The 21,879-nt window shown below is 67.4% G+C and carries 17 protein-coding genes and 1 tRNA gene; 11 read left to right on the forward strand and 7 right to left on the reverse strand.

Annotated features, from left to right (window positions below):
• The first annotated feature begins 52 nt into the window (after positions 1 to 52).
• From gltB to pyk, 3 genes are all read left to right on the forward strand, one after another.
• Positions 53 to 4,627, forward strand: a complete 4,575-nt coding sequence (gltB, locus tag HRC28_RS13040; RefSeq protein ID WP_182375943.1) for a glutamate synthase large subunit — start codon at positions 53 to 55, stop codon at positions 4,625 to 4,627.
• On the forward strand, positions 4,620 to 6,089 hold the full coding sequence (locus HRC28_RS13045) for a glutamate synthase subunit beta (RefSeq protein ID WP_182375944.1): 1,470 nt from the start codon (positions 4,620 to 4,622) through the stop codon (positions 6,087 to 6,089). Before gltB ends, HRC28_RS13045 begins: the two co-directional genes overlap by 8 nt.
• A 134-nt stretch (positions 6,090 to 6,223) precedes the next feature.
• Positions 6,224 to 7,684, forward strand: coding sequence for a pyruvate kinase (gene pyk / locus HRC28_RS13050; RefSeq protein WP_182375945.1), 1,461 nt, complete (start codon positions 6,224 to 6,226; stop codon positions 7,682 to 7,684).
• Positions 7,685 to 7,687: 3 nt separating this feature from the next.
• On the opposite strand, the gene HRC28_RS13055 is transcribed toward pyk, so the two are convergent.
• On the reverse strand, positions 7,688 to 8,374 hold the full coding sequence (locus HRC28_RS13055) for a transcriptional regulator (RefSeq protein WP_237111470.1): 687 nt from the start codon (positions 8,372 to 8,374) through the stop codon (positions 7,688 to 7,690).
• 99 nt (positions 8,375 to 8,473) lie between these two features.
• Positions 8,474 to 8,546 (reverse strand) — tRNA-Leu (locus HRC28_RS13060).
• Positions 8,547 to 8,618: 72 nt separating this feature from the next.
• On the opposite strand from HRC28_RS13060, the gene HRC28_RS13065 reads away from it, so the two are divergent.
• The 6 genes from HRC28_RS13065 to HRC28_RS13090 all read left to right on the forward strand — a co-directional run bounded on the left by HRC28_RS13065 (position 8,619) and on the right by HRC28_RS13090 (position 14,260).
• Entirely contained in the window at positions 8,619 to 9,245 is a 627-nt protein-coding gene (locus HRC28_RS13065; RefSeq protein ID WP_182375947.1) for a response regulator, read from the forward strand.
• 169 nt (positions 9,246 to 9,414) lie between these two features.
• On the forward strand, positions 9,415 to 10,551 hold the full coding sequence (locus tag HRC28_RS13070) for a branched-chain amino acid ABC transporter substrate-binding protein (RefSeq protein ID WP_182375948.1): 1,137 nt from the start codon (positions 9,415 to 9,417) through the stop codon (positions 10,549 to 10,551).
• 99 nt (positions 10,552 to 10,650) lie between these two features.
• Positions 10,651 to 11,640, forward strand: a complete 990-nt coding sequence (locus HRC28_RS13075) for a branched-chain amino acid ABC transporter permease (protein WP_182375949.1) — start codon at positions 10,651 to 10,653, stop codon at positions 11,638 to 11,640.
• Positions 11,637 to 12,779, forward strand: a complete 1,143-nt coding sequence (locus HRC28_RS13080) for a branched-chain amino acid ABC transporter permease (RefSeq protein WP_182375950.1) — start codon at positions 11,637 to 11,639, stop codon at positions 12,777 to 12,779. Before HRC28_RS13075 ends, HRC28_RS13080 begins: the two co-directional genes overlap by 4 nt.
• Positions 12,772 to 13,551, forward strand: coding sequence for an ABC transporter ATP-binding protein (locus tag HRC28_RS13085; RefSeq protein WP_182375951.1), 780 nt, complete (start codon positions 12,772 to 12,774; stop codon positions 13,549 to 13,551). Before HRC28_RS13080 ends, HRC28_RS13085 begins: the two co-directional genes overlap by 8 nt.
• A complete protein-coding gene (locus HRC28_RS13090) occupies positions 13,541 to 14,260 on the forward strand; it encodes an ABC transporter ATP-binding protein (RefSeq protein WP_182375952.1) in 720 nt (239 codons plus the stop codon). Before HRC28_RS13085 ends, HRC28_RS13090 begins: the two co-directional genes overlap by 11 nt.
• Here the strand turns inward: HRC28_RS13090 and HRC28_RS13095 are convergent, their stop codons facing one another.
• Genes HRC28_RS13095 through HRC28_RS13105 form a run of 3 tightly spaced genes read right to left on the reverse strand, consistent with a single transcriptional unit; the run spans position 14,261 to position 16,650 of the window.
• Positions 14,261 to 15,019 carry an amino acid ABC transporter ATP-binding protein gene (locus HRC28_RS13095; RefSeq protein WP_182375953.1) on the reverse strand — a complete coding sequence of 253 codons (759 nt, stop codon included), beginning with the start codon at positions 15,017 to 15,019 and terminating at the stop codon, positions 14,261 to 14,263.
• On the reverse strand, positions 15,016 to 15,822 hold the full coding sequence (locus HRC28_RS13100; RefSeq protein WP_182375954.1) for an amino acid ABC transporter permease: 807 nt from the start codon (positions 15,820 to 15,822) through the stop codon (positions 15,016 to 15,018). Before HRC28_RS13100 ends, HRC28_RS13095 begins: the two co-directional genes overlap by 4 nt.
• 39 nt (positions 15,823 to 15,861) lie before the next feature.
• On the reverse strand, positions 15,862 to 16,650 hold the full coding sequence (locus HRC28_RS13105) for an ABC transporter substrate-binding protein (RefSeq protein WP_182375955.1): 789 nt from the start codon (positions 16,648 to 16,650) through the stop codon (positions 15,862 to 15,864).
• A gap of 178 nt (positions 16,651 to 16,828) precedes the next feature.
• On the opposite strand from HRC28_RS13105, the gene HRC28_RS13110 reads away from it, so the two are divergent.
• Positions 16,829 to 17,416, forward strand: coding sequence for a GNAT family N-acetyltransferase (locus HRC28_RS13110; protein ID WP_182375956.1), 588 nt, complete (start codon positions 16,829 to 16,831; stop codon positions 17,414 to 17,416).
• 1 nt (position 17,417) lies between these two features.
• Here HRC28_RS13110 and HRC28_RS13115 read toward each other — a convergent pair whose 3' ends face one another.
• Positions 17,418 to 17,849: a hotdog fold thioesterase gene (locus HRC28_RS13115; RefSeq protein ID WP_182375957.1), complete on the reverse strand. Its 432-nt coding sequence runs from the start codon at positions 17,847 to 17,849 to the stop codon at positions 17,418 to 17,420.
• 64 nt (positions 17,850 to 17,913) lie between these two features.
• On the opposite strand from HRC28_RS13115, the gene polA reads away from it, so the two are divergent.
• Positions 17,914 to 20,610, forward strand: coding sequence for a DNA polymerase I (polA, locus tag HRC28_RS13120; protein ID WP_182375958.1), 2,697 nt, complete (start codon positions 17,914 to 17,916; stop codon positions 20,608 to 20,610).
• Between the two features lie 6 nt (positions 20,611 to 20,616).
• Here the strand turns inward: polA and HRC28_RS13125 are convergent, their stop codons facing one another.
• Positions 20,617 to 21,867: a lipopolysaccharide biosynthesis protein gene (locus HRC28_RS13125; protein WP_182375959.1), complete on the reverse strand. Its 1,251-nt coding sequence runs from the start codon at positions 21,865 to 21,867 to the stop codon at positions 20,617 to 20,619.
• Between the last annotated feature and the right edge of the window lie 12 nt (positions 21,868 to 21,879).

Raw genomic sequence — 21,879 nt, forward strand, 5'->3', positions numbered from 1 at the left:
TGTGGCCCCTTCAAGTGGAGTGCCCACAGACGTAGTCGACGGGAGAACCCTGGTGCCTTATACGCACGCGTTCCCGCCGCCGGAGGGTCTTTACGACCCGCGTCACGAAAAGGACGCCTGCGGCGTCGCTTTCGTTGCGACGCTCACCGGTATCGCCAGCCACGACATCGTGGTGAAGGCCCTCACGGCCCTCCGCAACCTGGACCACCGCGGCGCCGCCGGCGCCGAGATCAACTCGGGCGACGGCGCCGGCATCCTGATGCAGGTTCCGGACGCCTTCTTGCGTGACGCCGCCGTCGAGGCCGGCTTCACCCTTCCGGCCGCTGGTCGGTACGCCGTCGGCACGGCCTTCCTGCCGGGCGATGAGGGTCAGGTCGCCAAGACCCGTGCCCGCATCGAGGAGATCGCCGTTGAAGAGGGCCTGACCCTTCTCGGCTGGCGTGAGGTCCCGATCAACCCCTCGATCCTCGGCACCATGGCGCTCAGCGTCATGCCGACGTTCAGCCAGCTCTTCGTGCAGGCGAACCCCTTCGGTGGCGAGCCCGTCAGTGGCCTCGACCTCGAGCGGCTGGCCTTCTGCCTGCGCAAGCGGGCCGAGCGTGAGACGGACGTGTACTTCCCGTCGCTGTCGGCGCGCACCCTCGCCTACAAGGGCATGTTGACGACCGACCAGCTCGACAACTTCTTCCCCGACCTGGTCGACGAGCGGATGGCCTCGGCCCTGGCCGTCGTCCACTCGCGGTTCTCGACGAACACGTTCCCGAGCTGGCCGCTGTCGCACCCGTTCCGGTTCATCGCCCACAACGGCGAGATCAACACCGTCATGGGCAACCGCAACTGGATGCGGGCGCGCGAGGCGCTGCTCGACTCCGACGCGATCCCGGGCGACCTCGAGCGCCTGTTCCCGATCTGCACCCCCGGTGCCTCGGACTCCGCATCGTTCGACGAGGTGCTCGAGCTGCTACACATGGGTGGACGCAGCCTGCCGCACGCCGTGCTGATGATGATCCCGGAGGCGTGGGAGAACCACACCGAGATGTCGGAGCTGCGGCGCGACTTCTACCGCTTCCACTCCACGATGATGGAGCCCTGGGACGGCCCCGCCTGTGTCGTCTTCACCGACGGCACTCAGATCGGTGCGGTCCTGGACCGCAACGGCCTGCGTCCGGCCCGTTACTGGGTCACCGAGGACGGCCTCGTCGTCCTCGCTTCCGAGGTCGGCGTCCTCGACCTCGACCCGGCCACCGTGGTCCGCAAGGGCCGCCTGCAGCCGGGCCGGATGTTCCTCGTCGACACCGAGGAGCACCGGATCATCGAGGACGAAGAGGTCAAGGACCAGCTCGCCTCCGAGCGCCCGTACGGCGAATGGCTGCACGCCGGCATGATCCACCTCGACGACATCCCCGAGCGTGAGCACATCGTGCACACCCACGCCTCGGTGACGCGTCGTCAGCAGGTCTTCGGCTACACCGAGGAAGAACTGCGGATCCTGCTCACCCCGATGGCCAACACCGGTGGTGAGGCGCTCGGCTCGATGGGCACCGACACCCCGATCGCAGCCCTCAGTGAGAAGCCGCGGCTGCTGTTCGACTACTTCAGCCAGCTGTTCGCGCAGGTCACGAACCCGCCGCTGGACGCGATCCGCGAGGAGCTCGTCACCTCGCTCAACGGCAGCATCGGCCCGGAGTCGAACGTCCTGGAGCCGAGCCCGGCCTCGTGTCGTCAGGTCTCCCTGCCGTTCCCGGTCATCTCCAACGACGACCTGGCCAAGATCCGGCACATCAACCGCGACGGTGACCACCCCGGCTTCGTGACCCACGTGTCCCGTGGTCTGTACGCCGTCGAGGGTGGCGGTGCGGCCATGGCCGCCCGTCTCGACGAGATCTGCGCCGAGGTCAGCCAGGCGATCGCCGATGGCGCGCGCATCATCGTGCTGTCCGACCGTCACTCCACTGCCGAGCTCGCGCCGATCCCGTCGCTCCTGCTCACCGGTGCGGTGCACCACCACCTGGTCCGCGAGAAGACCCGCACCCAGGTCGGCCTGCTGGTCGAGGCCGGCGACGTCCGCGAGGTCCACCACGTGGCGCTCCTCGTCGGCTACGGCGCGGCCGCCGTCAACCCGTACCTCGCCATGGAGTCCGTCGAGGACCTCGCTCGTGAGGGCTACTACGTCAAGACGGAGCCCGAGCAGGCGGTCAAGAACCTGATCAAGGGTCTCGGCAAGGGTGTCCTCAAGGTCATGAGCAAGATCGGTGTCTCGACCGTTGCGTCGTACACCGGTGCCCAGATCTTCGAGTGCATCGGCCTCTCGCAGGCTGTCGTCGACCGCTACTTCACGGGCACCACGTCCAAGCTCGGCGGCATCGAGCTCGACGTCATCGCCCAGGAGGTCGCTGCGCGGCACGCCAAGGCGTACCCGCCGGCCGGCATCGCGCCCGCACACCGCGAGCTCGAGATCGGTGGCGAGTACCAGTGGCGTCGTGAGGGGGAGCCGCACCTGTTCAACCCGGAGACGGTCTTCCGCCTCCAGCACTCCACCCGTACGGGCCGCTTCGACATCTTCAAGCAGTACACCGCTGCGGTCGACGAGCAGTCCGAGAAGCTGATGACGCTGCGCGGCCTGTTCCGGTTCAAGGACGCCGAGGAGTCCGGCCGCGCGCCGATCTCCGTCGACGAGGTCGAGTCGATCTCCTCGATCGTGAAGCGGTTCTCGACCGGCGCCATGTCGTACGGCTCGATCTCCCGTGAGGCCCACGAGACGCTGGCCATCGCCATGAACCGGTTGGGCGCGAAGTCCAACACCGGTGAAGGTGGCGAGGACGCCGACCGTCTCTACGACCCCGAGCGGCGCAGTTCGATCAAGCAGGTCGCCTCGGGTCGCTTCGGCGTCACGAGCGAGTACCTCACCAACGCCGACGACATCCAGATCAAGATGGCGCAAGGCGCCAAGCCCGGCGAGGGTGGACAGCTGCCCGGCAACAAGGTCTACCCGTGGGTGGCCAAGACCCGGCACTCCACGCCGGGTGTGGGCCTGATCAGCCCGCCGCCGCACCACGACATCTACTCGATCGAGGACCTGGCTCAGCTGATCCACGACCTCAAGAACGCCAACCCGTCGGCCCGCGTCCACGTGAAGCTGGTCTCCGAGGTCGGCGTCGGCACGGTCGCTGCAGGTGTGTCGAAGGCGCACGCCGATGTCGTCCTGATCTCCGGCCACGACGGCGGAACGGGCGCTTCGCCGCTTACCTCGCTCAAGCACGCGGGTGGTCCCTGGGAGCTCGGCCTCGCCGAGGCCCAGCAGACCCTGCTGCTCAACGGCCTGCGCGACCGCATCGTCGTGCAGACCGACGGCCAGCTCAAGACCGGTCGTGACGTCGTCATCGCCGCGCTGCTCGGTGCCGAGGAGTTCGGTTTCGCGACCGCTCCGCTGGTGGTGTCGGGCTGCATCCTGATGCGCGTGTGCCACCTCGACACCTGCCCTGTGGGCGTCGCGACGCAGAACCCGGTCCTGCGCGAGCGCTTCAGCGGCAAGGCGGAGTACGTCGTCAACTTCTTCGAGTTCATCGCTCAGGAAGTGCGCGAACTGCTCGCCGAGCTCGGCTTCCGCAGCATCGAGGAGGCCGTCGGCCAGGTGCAGACGCTCGACACGGTCGGTGCCGTCACGCACTGGAAGGCAGCAGGTCTTGACCTGGCGCCGATCCTGCACAAGGTCGACGTCGCGGGCACTCACTTCCCCGACCAGGACCTCCGCAACACCGGCACCCAGGACCACGGTCTCGACCGGTCGCTCGACGTCACGGAGATCCTTCCGCTGGCGCAGCCGGCGCTGGAGTCCGGTGAACCGGTGCGGGCTCAGCTGAGCATCCGCAACGTCAACCGGACCGTCGGCACGATCCTGGGCCACGAAGTCACCAAGAAGTACGGCGGCGCAGGCCTGCCCGACGGAACGATCGACCTGACGTTCCTCGGCTCGGCCGGTCAGTCGCTCGGTGCGTTCGTGCCGAAGGGCATCACGCTGCGCCTCGAGGGCGACGCCAACGACTACGTCGGCAAGGGCCTCTCGGGCGGCCGGATCGCGATCCGGCCGGACCGCAACGCGTCGTTCCGTGCCAACGAGCACATCATCGCGGGCAACACGATCGCGTACGGCGCCACGTCGGGCGAGATCTACATCCGTGGTGGAGTGGGCGAGCGCTGCTGCGTGCGCAACTCCGGCGCCACGGTCGTCACCGAAGGTGTCGGCGACCACGGGTGTGAGTACATGACCGGTGGTCGTGTGGTCGTCCTCGGCAAGACCGGGCGCAACTTCGCGGCCGGCATGTCGGGCGGTGTCGCCTGGGTGCTCGACCTCAAGCAGAACCGCGTCAACGGTGAGCTCGTCGAACTCGGCCCGGTGACCGGTGCGCACGCTGAGGAGCTTGAGCAGATCGTCCGCACCCACCACGAAGAGACCGGTTCGGAGGTGGCCGCAGAGCTGCTCGCCGACTGGACCACCGCACTGACGCGGTTCACCGAAGTCATGCCGCGCGACTACCGGATCGTGCTCGAAGCCAAGGCGAAGGCCGAAGCCGAGGGACTCGACGAGGATGGCGTGGCCCACGCGATGATGGGAGCCCTCCATGGCTGACCCGAAGGGCTTTCTCAAGGCGGACCGTGAGGTCGCGACCCGCCGTCCCGTCGAGGAGCGGATCCAGGACTGGAACGAGGTCTACCCGGGAGGGATCGGCCGCGCACTGCTGCCGATCATCAACGTGCAGGCCAGCCGTTGCATGGACTGCGGCATCCCGTTCTGCCACCAGGGCTGCCCCCTCGGGAACATCATTCCCGAGTGGAACGACCTGGTGTTCCGCAACGACTGGGAGGGCGCCATCGAGCGCCTGCACGCGACCAACAACTTCCCGGAGTTCACCGGTCGCCTCTGCCCGGCCCCGTGCGAGACCGCTTGCGTGCTCGGTATCAACCAGCCGGCCGTGACGATCAAGAACATCGAGGTCTCGATCATCGACAAGGCCTTCGACTCCGGCTTCGTGCGGCCTCAGCCGCCGGAGTGGTTGTCGGGCAAGACGATCGCGGTCGTCGGCTCGGGTCCGGCCGGACTCGCCGCTGCCCAGCAGTTGACGCGTGCGGGTCACACCGTCGCCGTCTACGAACGGGCCGACAAGCCCGGTGGGCTGCTGCGCTACGGCATCCCCGAGTTCAAGATGGAGAAGAAGCACGTCGACCAGCGCCTCGAGCAGATGAAGCGCGAGGGCACCGTGTTCCGTTCGGGTGTCGAGGTCGGCAGTGGCGCCCTCACCGGACAGGCCCTCAAGGACCGGTACGACGCCGTCGTGATCGCGATCGGCTCGACCGTTGCGCGTGACCTGCCGGTGCCCGGACGCGAGTTCAACGGCATCCACCAGGCGATGGAGTTCCTCCCGCAGGCCAACCGTGTCGCGCTGGGGGAGACCGTCGAAGGCCAGATCCGTGCCGACGGCAAGCACGTCGTCATCATCGGTGGCGGTGACACCGGAGCCGACTGCCTCGGCACCTCGGTGCGCCAGGGCGCGGCGTCGATCACGCAGCTCGAGATCCTGCCGGAGCCTCCGGGCGACCGTCCCGCGGGGCAGCCGTGGCCGACGTACCCGATGACGTTCCGGATCTCCTCGGCGCACGAAGAGGCCGGTGACCGGGTCTACTCGGTGTCGACCAAGGAGTTCGTGGGCGACGAGGACGGCAACGTCCGCGCGCTGCGGATCGTCGAGGTCGCCTTCGAGGGCGGCAAGCTCGTCGAGAAGGAGGGTTCGGAGCGGGAGATCCCGGCCGACCTCGTCCTGTTCGCGATGGGCTTCGTCGGACCCGAGCAGCCCGGCCTCATCGAGCAGCTCGGTGTCGAGCTCGACGAGCGCGGCAACGTCAAGCGGTCGAACAACTACGCGACCTCGGTCGAGGGTGTGTTCGTCGCTGGTGACGCCGGTCGTGGCCAGTCGCTGATCGTGTGGGCCATCGCCGAGGGCCGTGCGGCCGCCGCAGGTGTGGACGAGTTCCTCACCGGCAGCACGCAGTTGCCCGCGCCGATTCCGCCGACCGCGCGACCGCTGGTCGTCTGACTCAAGGTCGTCGAGTAGCGGTGAGCACCAGCGAACCGCGTATCGAGACGTATCACACGCATCGGCGCAGACTTCACCCGGAGTTTGCGCCGATGCGGCGTTTTTCGCCCCTCCGGCCCCGCTAGGGTGGGCAGGTGCGGAGAGCCAAGATCGTGTGCACCCTGGGGCCGGCCACCAGTTCCGAACGGCGGATCCGCGAGTTGGTCTACGCCGGGATGGACGTGGCCCGCCTCAACATGAGCCACGGCAGTCACGAGCAGCACGCGGAGGCCTATCGGCTGGTCCGCGAGGCCTCGGACGCCAGCGGCCACGGCGTCGGCATCCTCGCCGACCTGCAGGGCCCGAAGATCCGCCTCGAGCGGTTCTCCGGCGGGCCGGTGCGGCTCGCGCGCGGTCAGCGATGGACCATCACCACGCGCGACGTCGACGGCAACGCCGAGGTCAGCGGGACGACGTACAAGGGACTGCCGGGGGACGTCGCACCGGGTGACCCGATCCTGATCGACGACGGCAAGGTGCGCCTGCGGGTCGTCGAGGTCACCGACACCGATGTCATCACCGAGGTCCTGGTCGCCGGGACCGTCAGCAACAACAAGGGGATCAACCTCCCCGGTGTCGCTGTCTCGGTGCCAGCGCTGTCGGAGAAGGACATCACCGACCTGCGGTTCGCGCTGCACCTCGGTGTCGACTTCATCGCCTTGAGCTTTGTCCGCAACGCGCAGGACGCCGAAGACGTGCGGGTGATCATGCGTGAAGAGGGCATCATGCTCCCGATCATCGCGAAGATCGAGAAGCCCCAGGCCGTCGAGAACCTCGACGAGGTCGTCGACGCCTTCGATGCCTTCATGGTGGCCCGCGGCGACCTCGGTGTGGAGTGCCCGCTGGAAGAAGTCCCGTTCCTCCAGAAGAAGATCATCGTGGCGGCGCGGCGCAACGCGAAGCCTGTCATCGTGGCCACCCAGATGCTCGAGTCGATGATCACCAGCCCGGCCCCGACCCGGGCCGAGGCCAGTGATGTGGCCAATGCGGTGCTCGACGGCGCCGATGCTGTGATGCTGTCCGGCGAGACCGGCGTGGGGGAGCACCCCATTCACACGGTGGAGACGATGGCCCGGATCATTGCGGCGACCGAGTCCCACGCGCTCGTGGACGACACGTTCAGCCGCTTCGGACGGATCGAATGGGACCCGCACACCCGTGCCGGCGTGATCACCAAGGCCGCCGAAGAGGTGGCCCAGCGCGTGGGTGCGAAGTACGTCGTCGCGTTCACGCAGTCCGGTGACTCGGCCCGTCGCCTCGCGCGCCTGCGCAGCTCCATCCCGGTGTTGGCCTTCACCCCCGAGGCGCGCTGCCGTTCGCAGCTCGCTGTCACCTGGGGCGTCGAAGCCTTCCAGACCAAGACCGTCGAGCACACCGACGAGATGGTCCGCCAGGTCGACGAGGAGCTGCTGAAGATCGGTCGCGTCCAGGAAGGCGACCTGGTCGTGATCGTCGCCGGCAGCCCGCCCGGCATCCCCGGCTCCACGAACGCGCTGCGCATCCACCGGATGGGTGACGCCATTAACGAAGCCGCGCCGGCGTACAGAAGGCGCTGAGCGTCAGCTCTTCAAGCCGATCAGCTCGTCGAGTCGAGCCACGGCCTCGCGGCGGGACACGCTGATCACCCGGACGTTGGACTGACGCCACGGGATGTCGACGAGATCGAGCGCCCAGCAGCAGAGCTCCCGAATGTCCTGTGACGCATTCACGAACTGCCAACGCGGGTATTCGTAGGTCTTGGGCTGTCCCGCCACCGGCCTGCGTGCCCAGTTCTTCACGCGGCTGCCGTCCGAGTGGAACAGCCCGCGCAGGAACGGTCCGGGGTGGTCCTCGACGATCGTGCGTTGCCAGTCGTCGAGGACGATCGGCCGTTTGTGCTTGGGGCCAGGACCGTGTTGCGGGAACAGACACGGCCAGTGCTGCCACGTGGACTGCACGTTGATGCAGCCCGGTCGGCGGAGTTGGGCGATCCGGCCGTTCGGGTGGACGGCCGCCATGCATGCGGCGACGTCCTCAATGATCGACAGGTACGTGTTGTCACAGCTGACACGCAGCGCGAAGTACCTCGGGCCGCGAGCGATGTGTCCGTCGCCGAGGTAGAAGCCGAGCAGTGCGGCGTAGGCGCTGGCCGGGAGTCGAGCTGAACCACAGCGGGCGCAAGACGCTCGACGTCGCTCAAAGGCGTCGGGATCCTTGGACCATCCGATCAACGTCGAGACGCTGACGCCGAGCTCCGAAGACACCATTGCCCACGTCGCGCCGGACCGCCGAAGCGACACGGCTCGGTTGCGAGTGTGTTCCGAGTGCACGGTGTCGATGCTCGCCGGAGCGTCCGACACTTCAAGTGCCCCGGGTGAGATTCGAACTCACACTGTATGTGGTTTGAGCACATTGTCTCTGCCGTTGGACTACCGGGGCCGGCAACCGTCGAAAACCGTAGCCGAGACGCCGCTGCAGTGCCGCATCGCCCCGCCCCGATAGCCTTGCCTCGTGACCGAGACCGCCGCGACCCCTTCGCCCTCGACCCCACGGCAGCGCACCGTGGTGATCGCCGAGGACGAGACCCTGATCCGGATGGACCTTGCCGAGATGCTCGCCGACGAGGGGTACGACGTCGTCGGCCAGGCCGGCGACGGGCAGCGTGCAATCGAGCTGGCCGAGGAGCACCGGCCCGACCTGGTCATCCTGGACGTGAAGATGCCGGTGCTCGACGGCATCGCGGCTGCGGAGGCGATTGCCGGCAAGCGGATCGCGCCGGTCGTGATGCTGACGGCGTTCTCGCAACGCGACCTGGTGGAGCGGGCACGCGAGGCCGGGGCGATGTCCTACCTCGTCAAGCCGTTCTCGCAGACCGACCTGGTGCCGGCCATCGAGATGGCGGTCAGCCGCTTCGCCGAGATCACCCAGCTGGAGAGTGAGGTCACCGACCTCAAGGAACGACTCGAGACCCGCAAGGCCGTGGATCGTGCCAAGGGGATCCTCCAGGAGCAGCTCTCGCTGTCCGAGGGAGACGCGTTCCGATGGATCCAGAAGACCGCGATGGACCTGCGGATGTCGATGCGCGAGGTTGCCGACGGAATTGTCACGCACGGTGTCCCGGGCGGCACTTCCTCGTAAATAATCCGTGTGATGGGGCTCTCAGGTAACAGATTCATCAGGATTCGACCTCAGAGCCGCTGAGTTGCTTCCACCCCACCCAGAACCGGGTGTAGGTTCCCGCGGCAGGACACGTCCTCCGTATGCAGCGACCGCTGCACGCTGGAACGACATAGGAAGCGGGATTGTCTTGAGGCGTAACAAGGTAGTCGGGCTCGGTGCGGTTGTACTGACCCTCGGCCTTTCACTGACGGCATGTGGCACGACTGAGGACGGCGACGGCGGCGGAAGCGACGCGGCCTGCGACCTCAAGCTTGCCTTCTTCGGTCCGGAGACCGGCCCGGCGGCTGGTCTCGGCAAGCCGATCATCCAGGGTATTGAGCTGGCTGTTGACCAGTACAACGACGACGCCGACTGCGACGTCGAGCTCGTCAAGTTCGACTCGCAGGGCAGCCCGGACGAAGCTCCGTCGCTGGCCACCGAGGTCGCAGGCGAGGAGTCCATCGTCGGTGTCGTGGGTCCGGCGTTCTCCGGTGAGTCGGCCGCTGCTGGCCCCATCTTCGCCGAAGCGGGCGTTCCGACGATCACCCCGTCGGGCACCAACCCCGGGCTGTCCACCAACGGCTGGGACACCTTCCACCGTGCCCTCGGCAACGACGCGACCCAGGGTCCCGCCGCTGCCAAGTACATCAAGGACACCCTGAAGGCCGCCTCGGTCTTCGTCATCGATGACGCCTCCGAGTACGGCGCCGGTCTTGCCGGCATCGTCGAGAAGGACCTCGGCGACGCAGTCAAGGGCACCGACACGATCCAGGCCGGCCAGACCGACTTCTCCACGACGGTCACCAAGGTCAACGACGCGAAGCCGGACGCGGTCTTCTTCGGCGGTTACTACGCCGAGGCGACCATCCTGGTCGGACAGCTCCGCGACGGTGGATACGAAGGCAAGTTCGTTGTTGCCGACGGTGTGAAGGACCCGGCGTTCCTCGACGCGAAGGACGCGGCTGAGGGCACCATCATCACCTGCCCGTGCATCCCGGACACCGACCCGGCCGTGGCCGAGTTCGCCGCGGACTACGAGGAGAAGTTCAGCGAAGCGCCGGGCACCTACGCCGCTGAGGCGTTCGACGCCGCGAACATCTTCCTCGACGGCATCGAGTCGGGCATCGACAACCGCGAGGACCTGCTCACCTTCGTCAACGAGTACGACGAGAAGGGCATCACCAAGCAGTTGAAGTTCGACAAGACCGGTGAGCCGGCCGACGTCCACGTGTACGCGTACACGGTCAAGGGCGGCGCGATCGTGCCCGAGAGCGAGATCAAGTGATCGACGGCTGAACCTGTTTCACAACCATGACAGTGCGGCGGTCGGGGACCTGCGTCCCCGACCGCCTCTCTGTCCACAACCAGGGGCCAGGAGGCCTGGGTGAACTTCGAATTCTTCTTCAACAACCTTCCCGAGCTCACCATCACCGGGCTCGCGTTTGGTGCCATCTACGCGCTGATCGCGCTGGGCTACACGATGGTCTACGGCGTTCTCCAACTGATCAACTTCGCTCACTCCGAAGTGTTCATGTACGGCACGTTCGCCACGCTCTGGACAGTCATTGCGCTCAATGCCGCTGACGCGAACGGCGTGAAGCTGATCGCGATCCTCATCGTGGCGTTGTTCGCCTCGATGGCGTTGTCCGCGTTGATTGCGCTGGCTCTCGAACGGGTGGCGTATCGCCGCCTGATCGAGCGGGACGCACCTCGGCTGATCGCGCTGATCTCCGCGATCGGCGCCTCGTTCGTCCTCGCCGAGCTGATGGGCCTGCGCGACCGGATCGCCGGCTGGTTCGGCCTCGATGACGACCTCAGCGAGTACGTCGGCAAGGCCCGCATCAACAACAGCATGGCCGGAACGCTCGAGAAGCCCCGCTTCGATGTCGGCGGCGTCTCCATCTCCAGCATCGACATCATCGTGATCGTCGCGGCCATCGGCATGATGGTCCTGCTGGACCAGTTCGTCCGCCGGTCCCGACTCGGCAAGGGCATCCGCGCCACCGCGCAGGATCCCGAGACCGCGTCGTTGATGGGCGTGAACCCGACCCGCACCATCCAGGTCACCTTCCTCATCGGTGGTCTGATGGCTGGCGTCGCGGCCTTCCTCTACATGCTGAAGATCGACACGACCAAGTACGACGTCGGCTTCCTCCTCGGCGTCAAGGCCTTCACGGCCGCCGTACTCGGAGGCATCGGCAACCTGCGCGGGGCTCTGCTCGGCGGCCTGGTGCTCGGTGTCGCGGAGAACTGGGGACAGGCGCTGTTCGGCGGTGAGTGGCGCGACGTGATCGCTTTCGTCCTGCTGGTCCTCATCCTGCTCGTCCGGCCCACCGGCCTCCTGGGCGAGTCGCTCGGAAAGGCGCGAGCATGAACATCGGTTTCAAGGACAAGTTGACCGGGCTCCCGAAGCCCGTCCGGATCCTGCTCTGGATCCTGCTGGCGCTCTTCGCGTACGCATTGCCGTTGCTCGAGTTGCCGATCATCTCCACACCCGGCGTCGACTTCGGCGGCGTGCTGTTCACGGTCACGATCTACTGCCTCGTGGCGCTCGGCCTGAACATCGTCGTCGGTTACGCCGGCCTGCTCGACCTCGGGTACGTCGGCTTCTACGCGATCGGCGCGTACACGGTCGGCATCCTGACGTCGTTCCACGCCAACTGGCCGTTGCTCCTCGCGATCCCGGTCGCGGTGGTGGCAGCCATGATCTCGGGCGTCATTCTCGGCGCACCGACGCTGCGGGTCCGTGGTGACTACCTCGCCATCGTGACCCTCGGGTTCGGCGAGATCATCCGCCTCACCGCGGTCAACCTCGAATGGCTCGGCGACGCCCGCGGCATCAAGAACATCGCCAAGCCGCCGAACATCGGTGACGAGAAGACCGGCCTGTTCGAGATTCCGCACCTGCTCTGGGGCGACGGCACCGTGCTGATCGACACCGAACACCCGACGAAGTTCCTGGTGTTCGGCTACATCGACCAGGTGCCGTACTACTGGATGGGCCTGACCGCGGTCATCATCGTGCTGATCGCCGACATCCTCATCAAGAGCAGCCGGGTCGGTCGTGCGTGGGAAGCCACGCGTGAGGACGAGGACGCCGCGGAGCTGATGGGTGTCCCCACCTTCAAGTTCAAGCTGCTGGCCTTCTCCACCGGTGCCTTTGTCGGTGGTCTGGCCGGAGCGCTGTACGCCAGCCGCCAGGGGTTCATCAACCCGTTGTCGTTCCTGCTGCTCTACTCGATCCTGTTCCTCGCGGCCGTGGTCGTTGGTGGTCAAGGCAACAGGTGGGGCGTCCTGCTGGGCGCGATCCTGGTTGCCTACCTGCCACAGCGTTTCCGGGAGTTCGACGACTTCCGGGTGCTCGCCTTCGGCGCGGCGCTCGTGCTGCTCGCGACCTTGCGTCCCGAGGGCCTGCTGCCGCCGAAACGGACGGTCCGCGCCAAGCAACTGGAACAAGAGCTCGAGGAGCTCGAACAAGGAACCGACGAGGGAGAGGAGGCAGCCCGTGTCTGAACGCATCCTGGATGTCCAGAGCCTGACGTTGAAGTTCGGTGGTCTGACCGCTCTCGACGACGTCTCGCTCCACATCAACGAGGGCGAGATCCTCGGCCTGATCGGCCCCAACGGCGCCGGCAAGACCACCTGCTTCAACGCGATCACCGGTGTCTATGCACCCACGAGCGGCGACATCCTGTTCCAGGACAAGTCGATCGTCGGGATGAAGAAGCACCAGATCACCAAGCAGGGGATCGCCCGGACGTTCCAGAACATCCGGCTGTTCCCGACGATGACGGCGCTCGAGAACGTGCTCGTGGGGGCCGATGCCCAGCACAGCACGGGCATGCTCACCGCCTTGTTCCGGTTGCCCAAGCACCGGCGCGAGGAGAAGCAGGGTCACGACCGCGCGATGGAGTTGCTCCGCTTCATGGGCATCCACCGCAAGGCCGATGAGCTCGCGGCCAACCTGTCCTACGGTGACCAGCGGCGCCTGGAGATCGCGCGGGCGATGGCCACGGGGCCGAAGCTGATCTGCCTCGACGAGCCGGCCGCCGGCTTCAACCCGGCCGAGAAGGTCGAGTTGATGGACCTGATCCGCAAGGTGCGGGACCAGGGCTTCACCGTGCTGCTGATCGAACACGACATGCGTCTGGTCATGGGCGTGACCGACCGGATCGTGGTGCTGGAGTTCGGTCGCAAGATCGCCGAGGGCAGCCCGTCCGAGATCCGTGACAACCCGGCGGTCATCGCCGCCTATCTGGGAGTGGACGAAGAAGATGCTTCTTGAGGTCGAAGGCCTCTGTGTCAACTACGGGCACATCGAGGCAATCCGTGACATCAGTTTCGGCGTGCCGGAAGGCACCGTCACCACCCTGATCGGCGCCAACGGCGCCGGGAAGACCACGACCCTGAAGACGGTGTCGGGGTTGCGGAAGGTGCGGGCCGGGTCCATCAGGTTCGAGGGCAAGGACATCACCACGATCGAGCCCTACAACCGGGTGAAGCTGGGCATCAGCCAGTCCCCGGAAGGGCGGCGCTGCTTCATCGGCATGACGGTGCGCGAGAACCTCGAGATGGGTGCGTTCACGCGCAAGGACCGCAAGACTGCGGCCTATCGCGAGGACCTCGACCGGGTGCTGGGACTGTTCCCGCGCCTGGACGAGCGGATCGACCAGATCGCCGGCACCATGTCGGGTGGCGAACAGCAGATGTTGGCGATGGGACGCGCCCTGATGTCGCGCCCGCGCCTGTTGCTGCTCGACGAGCCGTCCATGGGGCTGGCGCCCAAGTTGATCCAGCAGATCTTCTCGATCATCACCGAGATCAACCAGCAGGGCACCACGGTGCTGCTGGTCGAGCAGAACGCTGCGCAGGCGCTCAAGCGCTCGCACGACGCCCACATCCTCGAGACGGGCTCCATCGTGCGGACGGGCACCGGCAAGGAACTGGCCGGCGACCCCGCCGTCAAGGCCGCCTACCTCGGTGGCGACGTCTAGCTAGAGCACCTTCGAGAGGAAGGCCTGCGTCCGCTCGTGCTGCGGGTTCGACAGTACGTCGGCGGGCAGGCCTTCCTCGACGACGACTCCGCCGTCCATGAAGACGAGCTTGTTGCCGACTTCGCGGGCGAAGCCCATCTCGTGGGTCACGACCATCATCGTCATGCCCTCGCTGGCGAGATCCTTCATCACAGCCAGCACGTCGCCGACGAGCTCGGGGTCGAGCGCGCTGGTGGGCTCGTCGAACAGCATCATGTCCGGATTCATGGAGAGCGCCCGCGCGATGGCGACGCGCTGCTGTTGTCCGCCGGAGAGGTGCGCCGGGTAGGCAGTCTCCTTCTCCGACAGCCCGACCTTGGCGAGGTTCTGGCGCGCGATCTCGACGGCCTCGCCCTTGCTGCGGCCGCGGACGGTGCGCTGGGCGAGGGTGAGGTTCTTCAGCACGGACAGGTGCGGGAACAGGTTGAACTGCTGGAACACCATGCCGATTCGGGAGCGCACGTCGTCCAGGTCGACCTCGGGGTCGCAGATGTCGATGCCCTCGATGAGGATCTCGCCCGAGGTCGGTTCCTCGAGCCGGTTCACGCACCGGAGCAGCGTGGACTTGCCCGATCCGGACGGGCCGATGACGCACACCACCTGACCGGGATCGACGTGGAAGTCGATGCCCTTGAGCACCTCGTTGTTACCGAAGGACTTGTGCAGGCCGCGCACGTCGATTGCGGGGGTCGTGAACTCCGGCAACAGCTCGGATGTCATCGAGTTGCCTTCCTCTGGCGGCGTTCCAGCCAGGCCACGAGTTGGGTGAGCGGGATGGTGATGACCAGGTAGAGGAGCGCCGCCTGGACCAGGCTGGTGGCCGTTCCTGCGGTCACGCCCGAGGACTGGAAGTCGCGCGCGACCGTGGTGAGTTCGCGGTCACCGAACTCGGCGCCGATGACCGACAGCAGTGCGGTGTCCTTGATGAGCAGCACGAACTCGTTGGTCAGCGGGGGGATCACCACCCGGAAGGCCTGGGGGAGGACCACCTTGAACATCGTGGACATCGGTCCCATGCCGAGGGATCGAGCAGCCTCCGTCTGGCCCTTCGGCACGGCCTGGATGCCGGCGCGCAGGGTCTCGGCCATGTAGGCGCCGGCGACCATGATGAGGGCGAGCAGACCGGCGCCGACGAGCCCGCCGGGCGGCGACCACTGGAACGCGATCGGCACGCCGAAGCCCATGAACAAGATGACGACCAGGGCCGGCAGTCCACGGAAGAACTCGACGTACGCCGTCGCGATCACGCGGAGCGTCGCGATCGGTGACATCCGCATCAGGGCGAGCACGACCGCCAGCGCCAGACCACCCGCGAAGGCGATCACGGTGTACTTGACGGTGTTGATGGCACCGATCGTGATCAGGTCGCCCCAGTTGCCGTCGGACAGCGCGACACCGAGCGGGTTCCAGAAGTTGTGCCGGATGATGCCCCAGTCAGCGGCGAAGGTCAGCGCAATGAGGGCGAGGATGATCGCGCCGTTGACGCCGTAGCGCCAGAGGCGAGCCTTGGTGGTCTGCTTCATCGTCGCCCGGTCACGCACATCCGGCCGGAGCCGGCGTCATCACTCGACCTCGAAGTACTTGTTGTAGATCTCGTCGTAGGTGCCGTCGCTGCGCATCTCTTCCAGTGCGCCATTGACGTCCTCGACGAGCTGGGAGTTGCCCTTCTTGATGGCGAGGCCGTAGTTCTCGTCGGTCTCGTAGGTCTCGACGACCTCGAACTCGCCGTCGGTGGCGTGGTCGAGGTTGACGGGCAGGTCCTGGAGGATCGCGTCGACCTGACCGGCCTTGATGGCCTGGAACATCTCGGCGTCACCCGGGAAGGACACGATCTTCGCGCCCTTGGCGTTCGCTTCGGCGTACGTCTTGCCGGTGGTGCCCTGCTGGACGCCGATCTTGACGCCGTCGAGGTCCCCGATGCCCGCGATCTTGCTGTCGGCGGGGACGAGGAGCGATTGCTTCGAGACGTAGTAGCCGTCGGAGAAGTCGAGGTTCTTCTTGCGGTCGTCGGTGATGGTCATCGCCGACGCCACGAGGTCGCAGGTGCCGGCGTTGAGCGCCTGGCCGCTCTGCAGGCCGTCGAAGCCCAGGTCCTTGATCGCCAGGTCGAGGTCGAGGCGCTCGGCCACCTCGTTGACGATCTCGACGTCGTATCCCTTGAATCCGCTGTCGCTGGTCGTGTCGAAGTCCTCGAAGGGCGGGTAGGGGACGTCGGAGCACACGGTGAGGGTGCCGGCCTTGACCACGTCGGCGCCGGTGTCGGTCGTGCCGCTGTCGTCGGAGCCGCACGCGCCGAGCGCGAGGGCGGCAAAGGTCGTCAGGGCCAGGGCGGAAAGTCGTGACTTGTGCATGGCCGCACTGTAGGACTTTACTTCCGTCGGCGCACTGGCCAGAGCGTCTTGAAACGCGGTTGTTCCACGATCGTGACCATTGCCCTGTCGGCCGCAATCCGGGGGGCGTACTCTTGGGCCCCGGACCGCACGTTCGCAGCGCGGTTCCCGTCTTGGGTGAGGAAGGCAGGAGCCACAGGTGAGCCGATATTCGCTGACGACACGCAGCGCGACCCGTGAGGACGCAGTGGCGCTTGCCGAGTTGTGGAGCGATGTCGTGCGACGGGCCGACCGCTCCGAGCAAGTCGCCGACATCGAGCAGATCATCAAGAACTGCCTGATCTCGCCCGAGCACCGCGTGGTGGTCGTCGACTACGACGGCCAGCTCGCGGGCGCCGTCCACCTGCGGATGACGACGCTGACGCCGCTCAACCTGGAGCCGTGCGTCCAGGCCATCCAGCCGCGGGTGGTCGAGCAGTTCAGCGGACACGGCGTCGGTCACACGTTGATGGAGGCAGCGACCGCGTTCGCAGAGGAGAACGGCATCCTGCACGTCGTCGCCGCGATCCCGCACGCTTCGCGCGACGACAACCGGTTCATGGCGCGTCTCGGCCTGGCGCCGGCCGCGATGTACCGGATCGCCCCGGCCGCGGTCCTGCGTTCGCGGCTGACGCCCCAGCGCGTGCAGCCCGGGATGGACGGTCGCAGCAAGGTCCTGGCCGCACGGCGCTCGATGCGTCGGACCCGTGCGGAGCGGCTCGCCGTCGCCGGGACCGACCAGCCCTGAATCAGGCTGAGGCCTTCGGGCCCGGGTCGCGGTCCAGCACGGCGCAGGTGATCCGCGAGGTGCACACCCGCTTGCCGTCCTCATCGGTGAGGACGATCTCGAAGCTCGACATGGTGCGACCGACGTGCAGCGGGGTGGCTACTCCGGTCACCAGACCCTGACGGGCCGAGCGGTGGTGTGTCGCGTTGATGTCGATGCCGACGGCGAACCGGTCAGGGCCGGCGTTGAGGGCCGCAGCCACCGACCCGAGGGTCTCGGCGAGGACGACCGAGGCGCCACCGTGCAGCAGGCCGTAGGGCTGGGTGTTGCCCTCGACGGGCATCGTGCCGACCACTCGCTCGGGGCTGACCTCGACGAGTTCGACACCCATGCGAATGTTGAGCGCGCCCATGTTGTCGCGCATCAGCTGAGTCAGGTCCTGGTCGTTCGTCATGCTCTGACCCTAGCGACGGTGACCGAGGCCTGCCCCTGTCGGTCGACCTCGGTAGAGTCGCCGGGTGCCAGAGACAAGTCATCAGGGTCGTCCGCGCCTGCTCCTCCTCGACGGCCACTCGCTGGCCTATCGCGCGTTCTTCGCGCTGCCCGTCGAGAACTTCTCGACCGCCACCGGGCAGCACACGAATGCCGTCTACGGATTCACCTCGATGCTGGTCAACGTGTTGCGTGACGAGCAGCCGACCCACGTGGCGGTGGCCTTCGACGTCTCGCGCCAGACGTTCCGCCTCGAGGAGTACTCCGAGTACAAGGCGAAGCGCAACAAGACGCCGGACGAGTTCCGCAGCCAGCTCTCCCTCATCGAGCAGATGCTGACGACCTTCTCGATCCCGTTCCTCAAGCTCGACGGGTTCGAGGCCGACGACCTGATCGCCACGCTCGTCACCCAGACGCTGGCCGACAGTGACCTCGACGTGCTGATCCTGACCGGTGACCGCGACTCGCTGCAGCTGGTCACGGACCGGTCCACGGTGCTCTATCCGATGCGGGGCGTGTCCGACCTGGCCCGGATGACCCCGGCTGCGGTCGAGGCGAAGTACGGCGTCCCGCCGCACCGCTATCCCGAGCTGGCCGCGATCGTCGGCGAGGTCTCCGACAACCTGCCCGGCGTGCCCGGGGTGGGTGCCGGTTTCGCGGCGAAGTGGATCAACACCTACGACGGCCTCGACAACGTGATCGCCGAGGCCGACAAGATCACGGGCAAGAAGGGCGAGGCGTTCCGCGAACACATCGGCGACGTCATCCGCAACCGTCGGCTCAACGCGCTGGTGCGCGACCTCGACCTCGGCGTCACCACCGACGACCTGGTCCGCAAGGAGTGGGACCGCACCGCGGCCCTCGCGCTCCTCGACGAACTCGAGATCCGCGGCGAGCTGCGCACCCGGATCCTCGACGTGGTGGCACCGGCCGAGGACGTGGTCGTCGAGGCCGGCGTCGCGCTGGACGGCACCACCCTGGCGCCCGATGCGGTCGCGGGCTGGTTCGACGCCGTGGCCAGCGAGACGGTCGGCGTCTCGGTCCGCGGTGCTTGGGGCAGCGGCACCGGTCGCGTCGACGGCATCGGCCTCGCGCTCGGCGACGGCCGGGCGGCGTACGTCGACGTGGAGGCGCTGACGCCGGCCGACGATGCTGCCGTCGCTGCGTGGCTCGCCGACGCCAGCCGTCCGAAGGTGCTCCACGACGCGAAGGGTCAGGGCCTGGCCCTCGCGGCCCAGGGCTGGCAGCTCGCCGGGGTGGCCGAGGACACCGCACTGGCGGCGTACCTCGTCGCCCCCGACCAGCGGTCCTACGACCTCGCCGACCTCACCCTGCGCTACCTCCATCGCGAGCTCGAGCAGTCCACCGACGCGGACCAGGGCGTCCTCTTCGAGGAGGACTCCGGCCAGGGCGGGATCGCCCGCAGCGCGATGGTCCACGCCCGCGCGGCCCTCGACCTGTCGGTCGAACTGGCCGACGAGGTCGAGCGAGCCGGGGGAGAGCGGCTGCTCACCGACGTCGAGCAGCCCCTCGTCGCGGTGCTCGCCGCCATGGAGCAGACGGGCATCGCCGTCGACATCGAGCAGCTCGAGGGACTCGAGCAGTACTTCGCCGAAGAGGTGCGCAAGGAGGCCGAGGCGGCCTACGAGGTGATCGGCCGCGAGATCAACCTCGGGTCGCCCAAGCAGTTGCAGGTCGTCCTGTTCGACGAACTCAACATGCCGAAGACCAAGCGCACCAAGACCGGCTACACGACCGACGCGGACGCGTTGCAGGGCCTGTTCGCCACCACCGAGCACCCGTTCCTCGCCCACCTGTTGCGGCACCGCGAGGTGATCCGGCTGCGCCAGACGATCGAGGGCCTGCTCAAGACTGTCCAGCCCGACGGCCGGATCCACACCACCTTCCACCAGACGATCGCGGCCACCGGTCGGCTGTCGAGCACCGAGCCGAACCTGCAGAACATCCCGGTCCGTACCGAGGAGGGTCGCCGGATCCGTGAGGGCTTCGTCGTCGGCAGCGGCTACGAGTGCCTGCTGACCGCCGACTACAGCCAGATCGAGATGCGGATCATGGCGCACCTCTCCGAGGACGCGCTGCTCATCGAGGCGTTCCGGTCCGGTCACGACTTCCATGCCGCGACGGCGTCCCGGGTCTTCGAGGTCGCGCCCGAGGACGTCACGCCCGAGATGCGGGCCAAGATCAAGGCGATGAACTACGGCCTCGCCTATGGCCTGTCCGCCTTCGGCCTGTCGCAGCAACTGGGCATCGAGCCCAGCGAGGCACGGGGCCTGATGGACGACTACTTCGAGACCTTCGGCGGCATCCGCGACTACCTCGGCGGCGTGGTCGAGGAGGCCCGACGTACCGGTTTCACCGAGACGATCATGGGCCGTCGCCGGTTCCTGCCCGACCTGACCAGCGACAACCGGATGCGCCGGGAGTCGGCCGAGCGGATGGCGCTCAACGCTCCGATCCAGGGCTCGGCCGCGGACCTGATCAAGGTCGCGATGCTGCGCACCCAGGAGGCCATCGCGGATGCCGGACTGAAGTCACGGATGCTGCTGCAGGTCCACGACGAGTTGGTGTTCGAGGTCGCCGAGGGAGAGCGCGAGGCCCTCGACGCACTGGTGCGGGCGCAGATGGCCGGCGCGGCGGACCTCACGGTCCCGCTCGACGTCTCGGTCGGCACCGGTCGCTCCTGGCACGAAGCCGCTCACTAGGCGGGGTCAGGCGGCTGGGGTGTTCTCGCGCCGGTGCCGGAACATCTGCAGCACTGCGAGCAGGGCGACCACGGAGCCGTCGACGACCGCGACGGTCACGGCCAGCGCCGTGACGCTGTCGGCGGTGGAGCCGACCCCGACGAGGGCGACGACGCCGGCGGCGATGAGGTACTTCGTCGCGCGCCCACGCTTGGCCAGGCCGGCGTAGACCAGCAGCTGGAGCACCGACAGCAGTCCGCCGAGGACCGCGAACAGCCACAACTTGTCCTGGACGGCGGCGTAGTCGTCACCGCCGATGAAGACCAGCGCCAGGCTCGAGAGCAGGTACGTCGCCGCGGAGCCGGCCACGCCCAGGCCGGTCAGGAATGCCAGCCCCTTGAGCACGGCGCTGCGACTCTCGTGCGCGGTCGACATCGACGGGAACAGGATCACCACGGCGAACTGCGGCAGGAAGAGCACGGCCTTGGTCACGATCAGGCCACCGGCGTACAGCCCCGCGTCGTGTTCGTCGAGCATGCTGCGGGCGACCACGACGTCGAGGTTGGACAGCGCGACGAAGGCCAGGAGCGCGACCGAACTGCCGAGCGTCTCGCGCAGGACGTCGCGTCGTACGTGGGTGTCGTGGTGGTCGATGTCGTCGTCCGGTCGGTGCCGCAACGCCCAGGAACCGACCGCGACCGGAACCCACGACGCCACGAAGACGCCGAGCATCGCGCTGGTCTCCGTGGGGGACACCAGCATGAAGGCGCCGCCGAGGACGAAGCGGGGAACACCGGCGCAGAGGTACACGAGGCTCAGCGGGAGCCAGCGGCGCTCGCCCTGGAGGACGCCGGCCTGGCCGCCCATCACCGTGATCGGGATGACGCAGAGGCCGAGCAGGATCGCGGGAGCCAGGCCGTCCAGGCGCAGCAGTTGCCAGACGGCCGGCGAGGCTCCCACGGCCAGGATGCCGAGGATGCCGGCGGCACGCCAGGTGGTGAGCAGCACCGTGTGTTCGATCGCGCCGACGTCGTCGGGTTCCGCGGAGATCCGCCGGGCCGCCGTGGCCTGCAGGCCGAGCTGGACCACCGACAGCACCATGAGCAGCGCCATCATGCTCGCCACGGCGCCGTACTGACTGGGGCCGAGCATGCGGGCAGCGACCATCTGGAAGGCGTAGGTGCCGACGTTCATCACGGCCATCGCGATCGCGATGCCAGCGGTGCTGCGGAGCAGTCGGCCCAGTCGAGAGCCCGAGACCTCGGCGGTAGTCGTCACGTGAGCAGATTA

It is taken from the genome of Nocardioides sp. WS12 (assembly GCF_014108865.1).
Classification (GTDB): Bacteria; Actinomycetota; Actinomycetes; order Propionibacteriales; family Nocardioidaceae; genus Nocardioides.

What these genes read in the sequence shown, in the direction of transcription:
- HRC28_RS13100 (WP_182375954.1), bottom strand. Translation starts at nt 15,822, where the DNA reads ATGAAGCAGACCACCAAGGCTCGCCTCTGGCGCTACGGCGTCAACGGC.
- HRC28_RS13055 (WP_237111470.1), bottom strand. Translation starts at nt 8,374, where the DNA reads ATGGTGTCTTCGGAGCTCGGCGTCAGCGTCTCGACGTTGATCGGATGG.
- HRC28_RS13115 (WP_182375957.1), bottom strand. Translation starts at nt 17,849, where the DNA reads ATGACGAACGACCAGGACCTGACTCAGCTGATGCGCGACAACATGGGC.
- HRC28_RS13045 (WP_182375944.1), top strand. Translation starts at nt 4,620, where the DNA reads ATGGCTGACCCGAAGGGCTTTCTCAAGGCGGACCGTGAGGTCGCGACC.
- HRC28_RS13080 (WP_182375950.1), top strand. Translation starts at nt 11,637, where the DNA reads ATGAACATCGGTTTCAAGGACAAGTTGACCGGGCTCCCGAAGCCCGTC.
- HRC28_RS13105 (WP_182375955.1), bottom strand. Translation starts at nt 16,650, where the DNA reads ATGCACAAGTCACGACTTTCCGCCCTGGCCCTGACGACCTTTGCCGCC.
- HRC28_RS13095 (WP_182375953.1), bottom strand. Translation starts at nt 15,019, where the DNA reads ATGACATCCGAGCTGTTGCCGGAGTTCACGACCCCCGCAATCGACGTG.
- HRC28_RS13090 (WP_182375952.1), top strand. Translation starts at nt 13,541, where the DNA reads ATGCTTCTTGAGGTCGAAGGCCTCTGTGTCAACTACGGGCACATCGAG.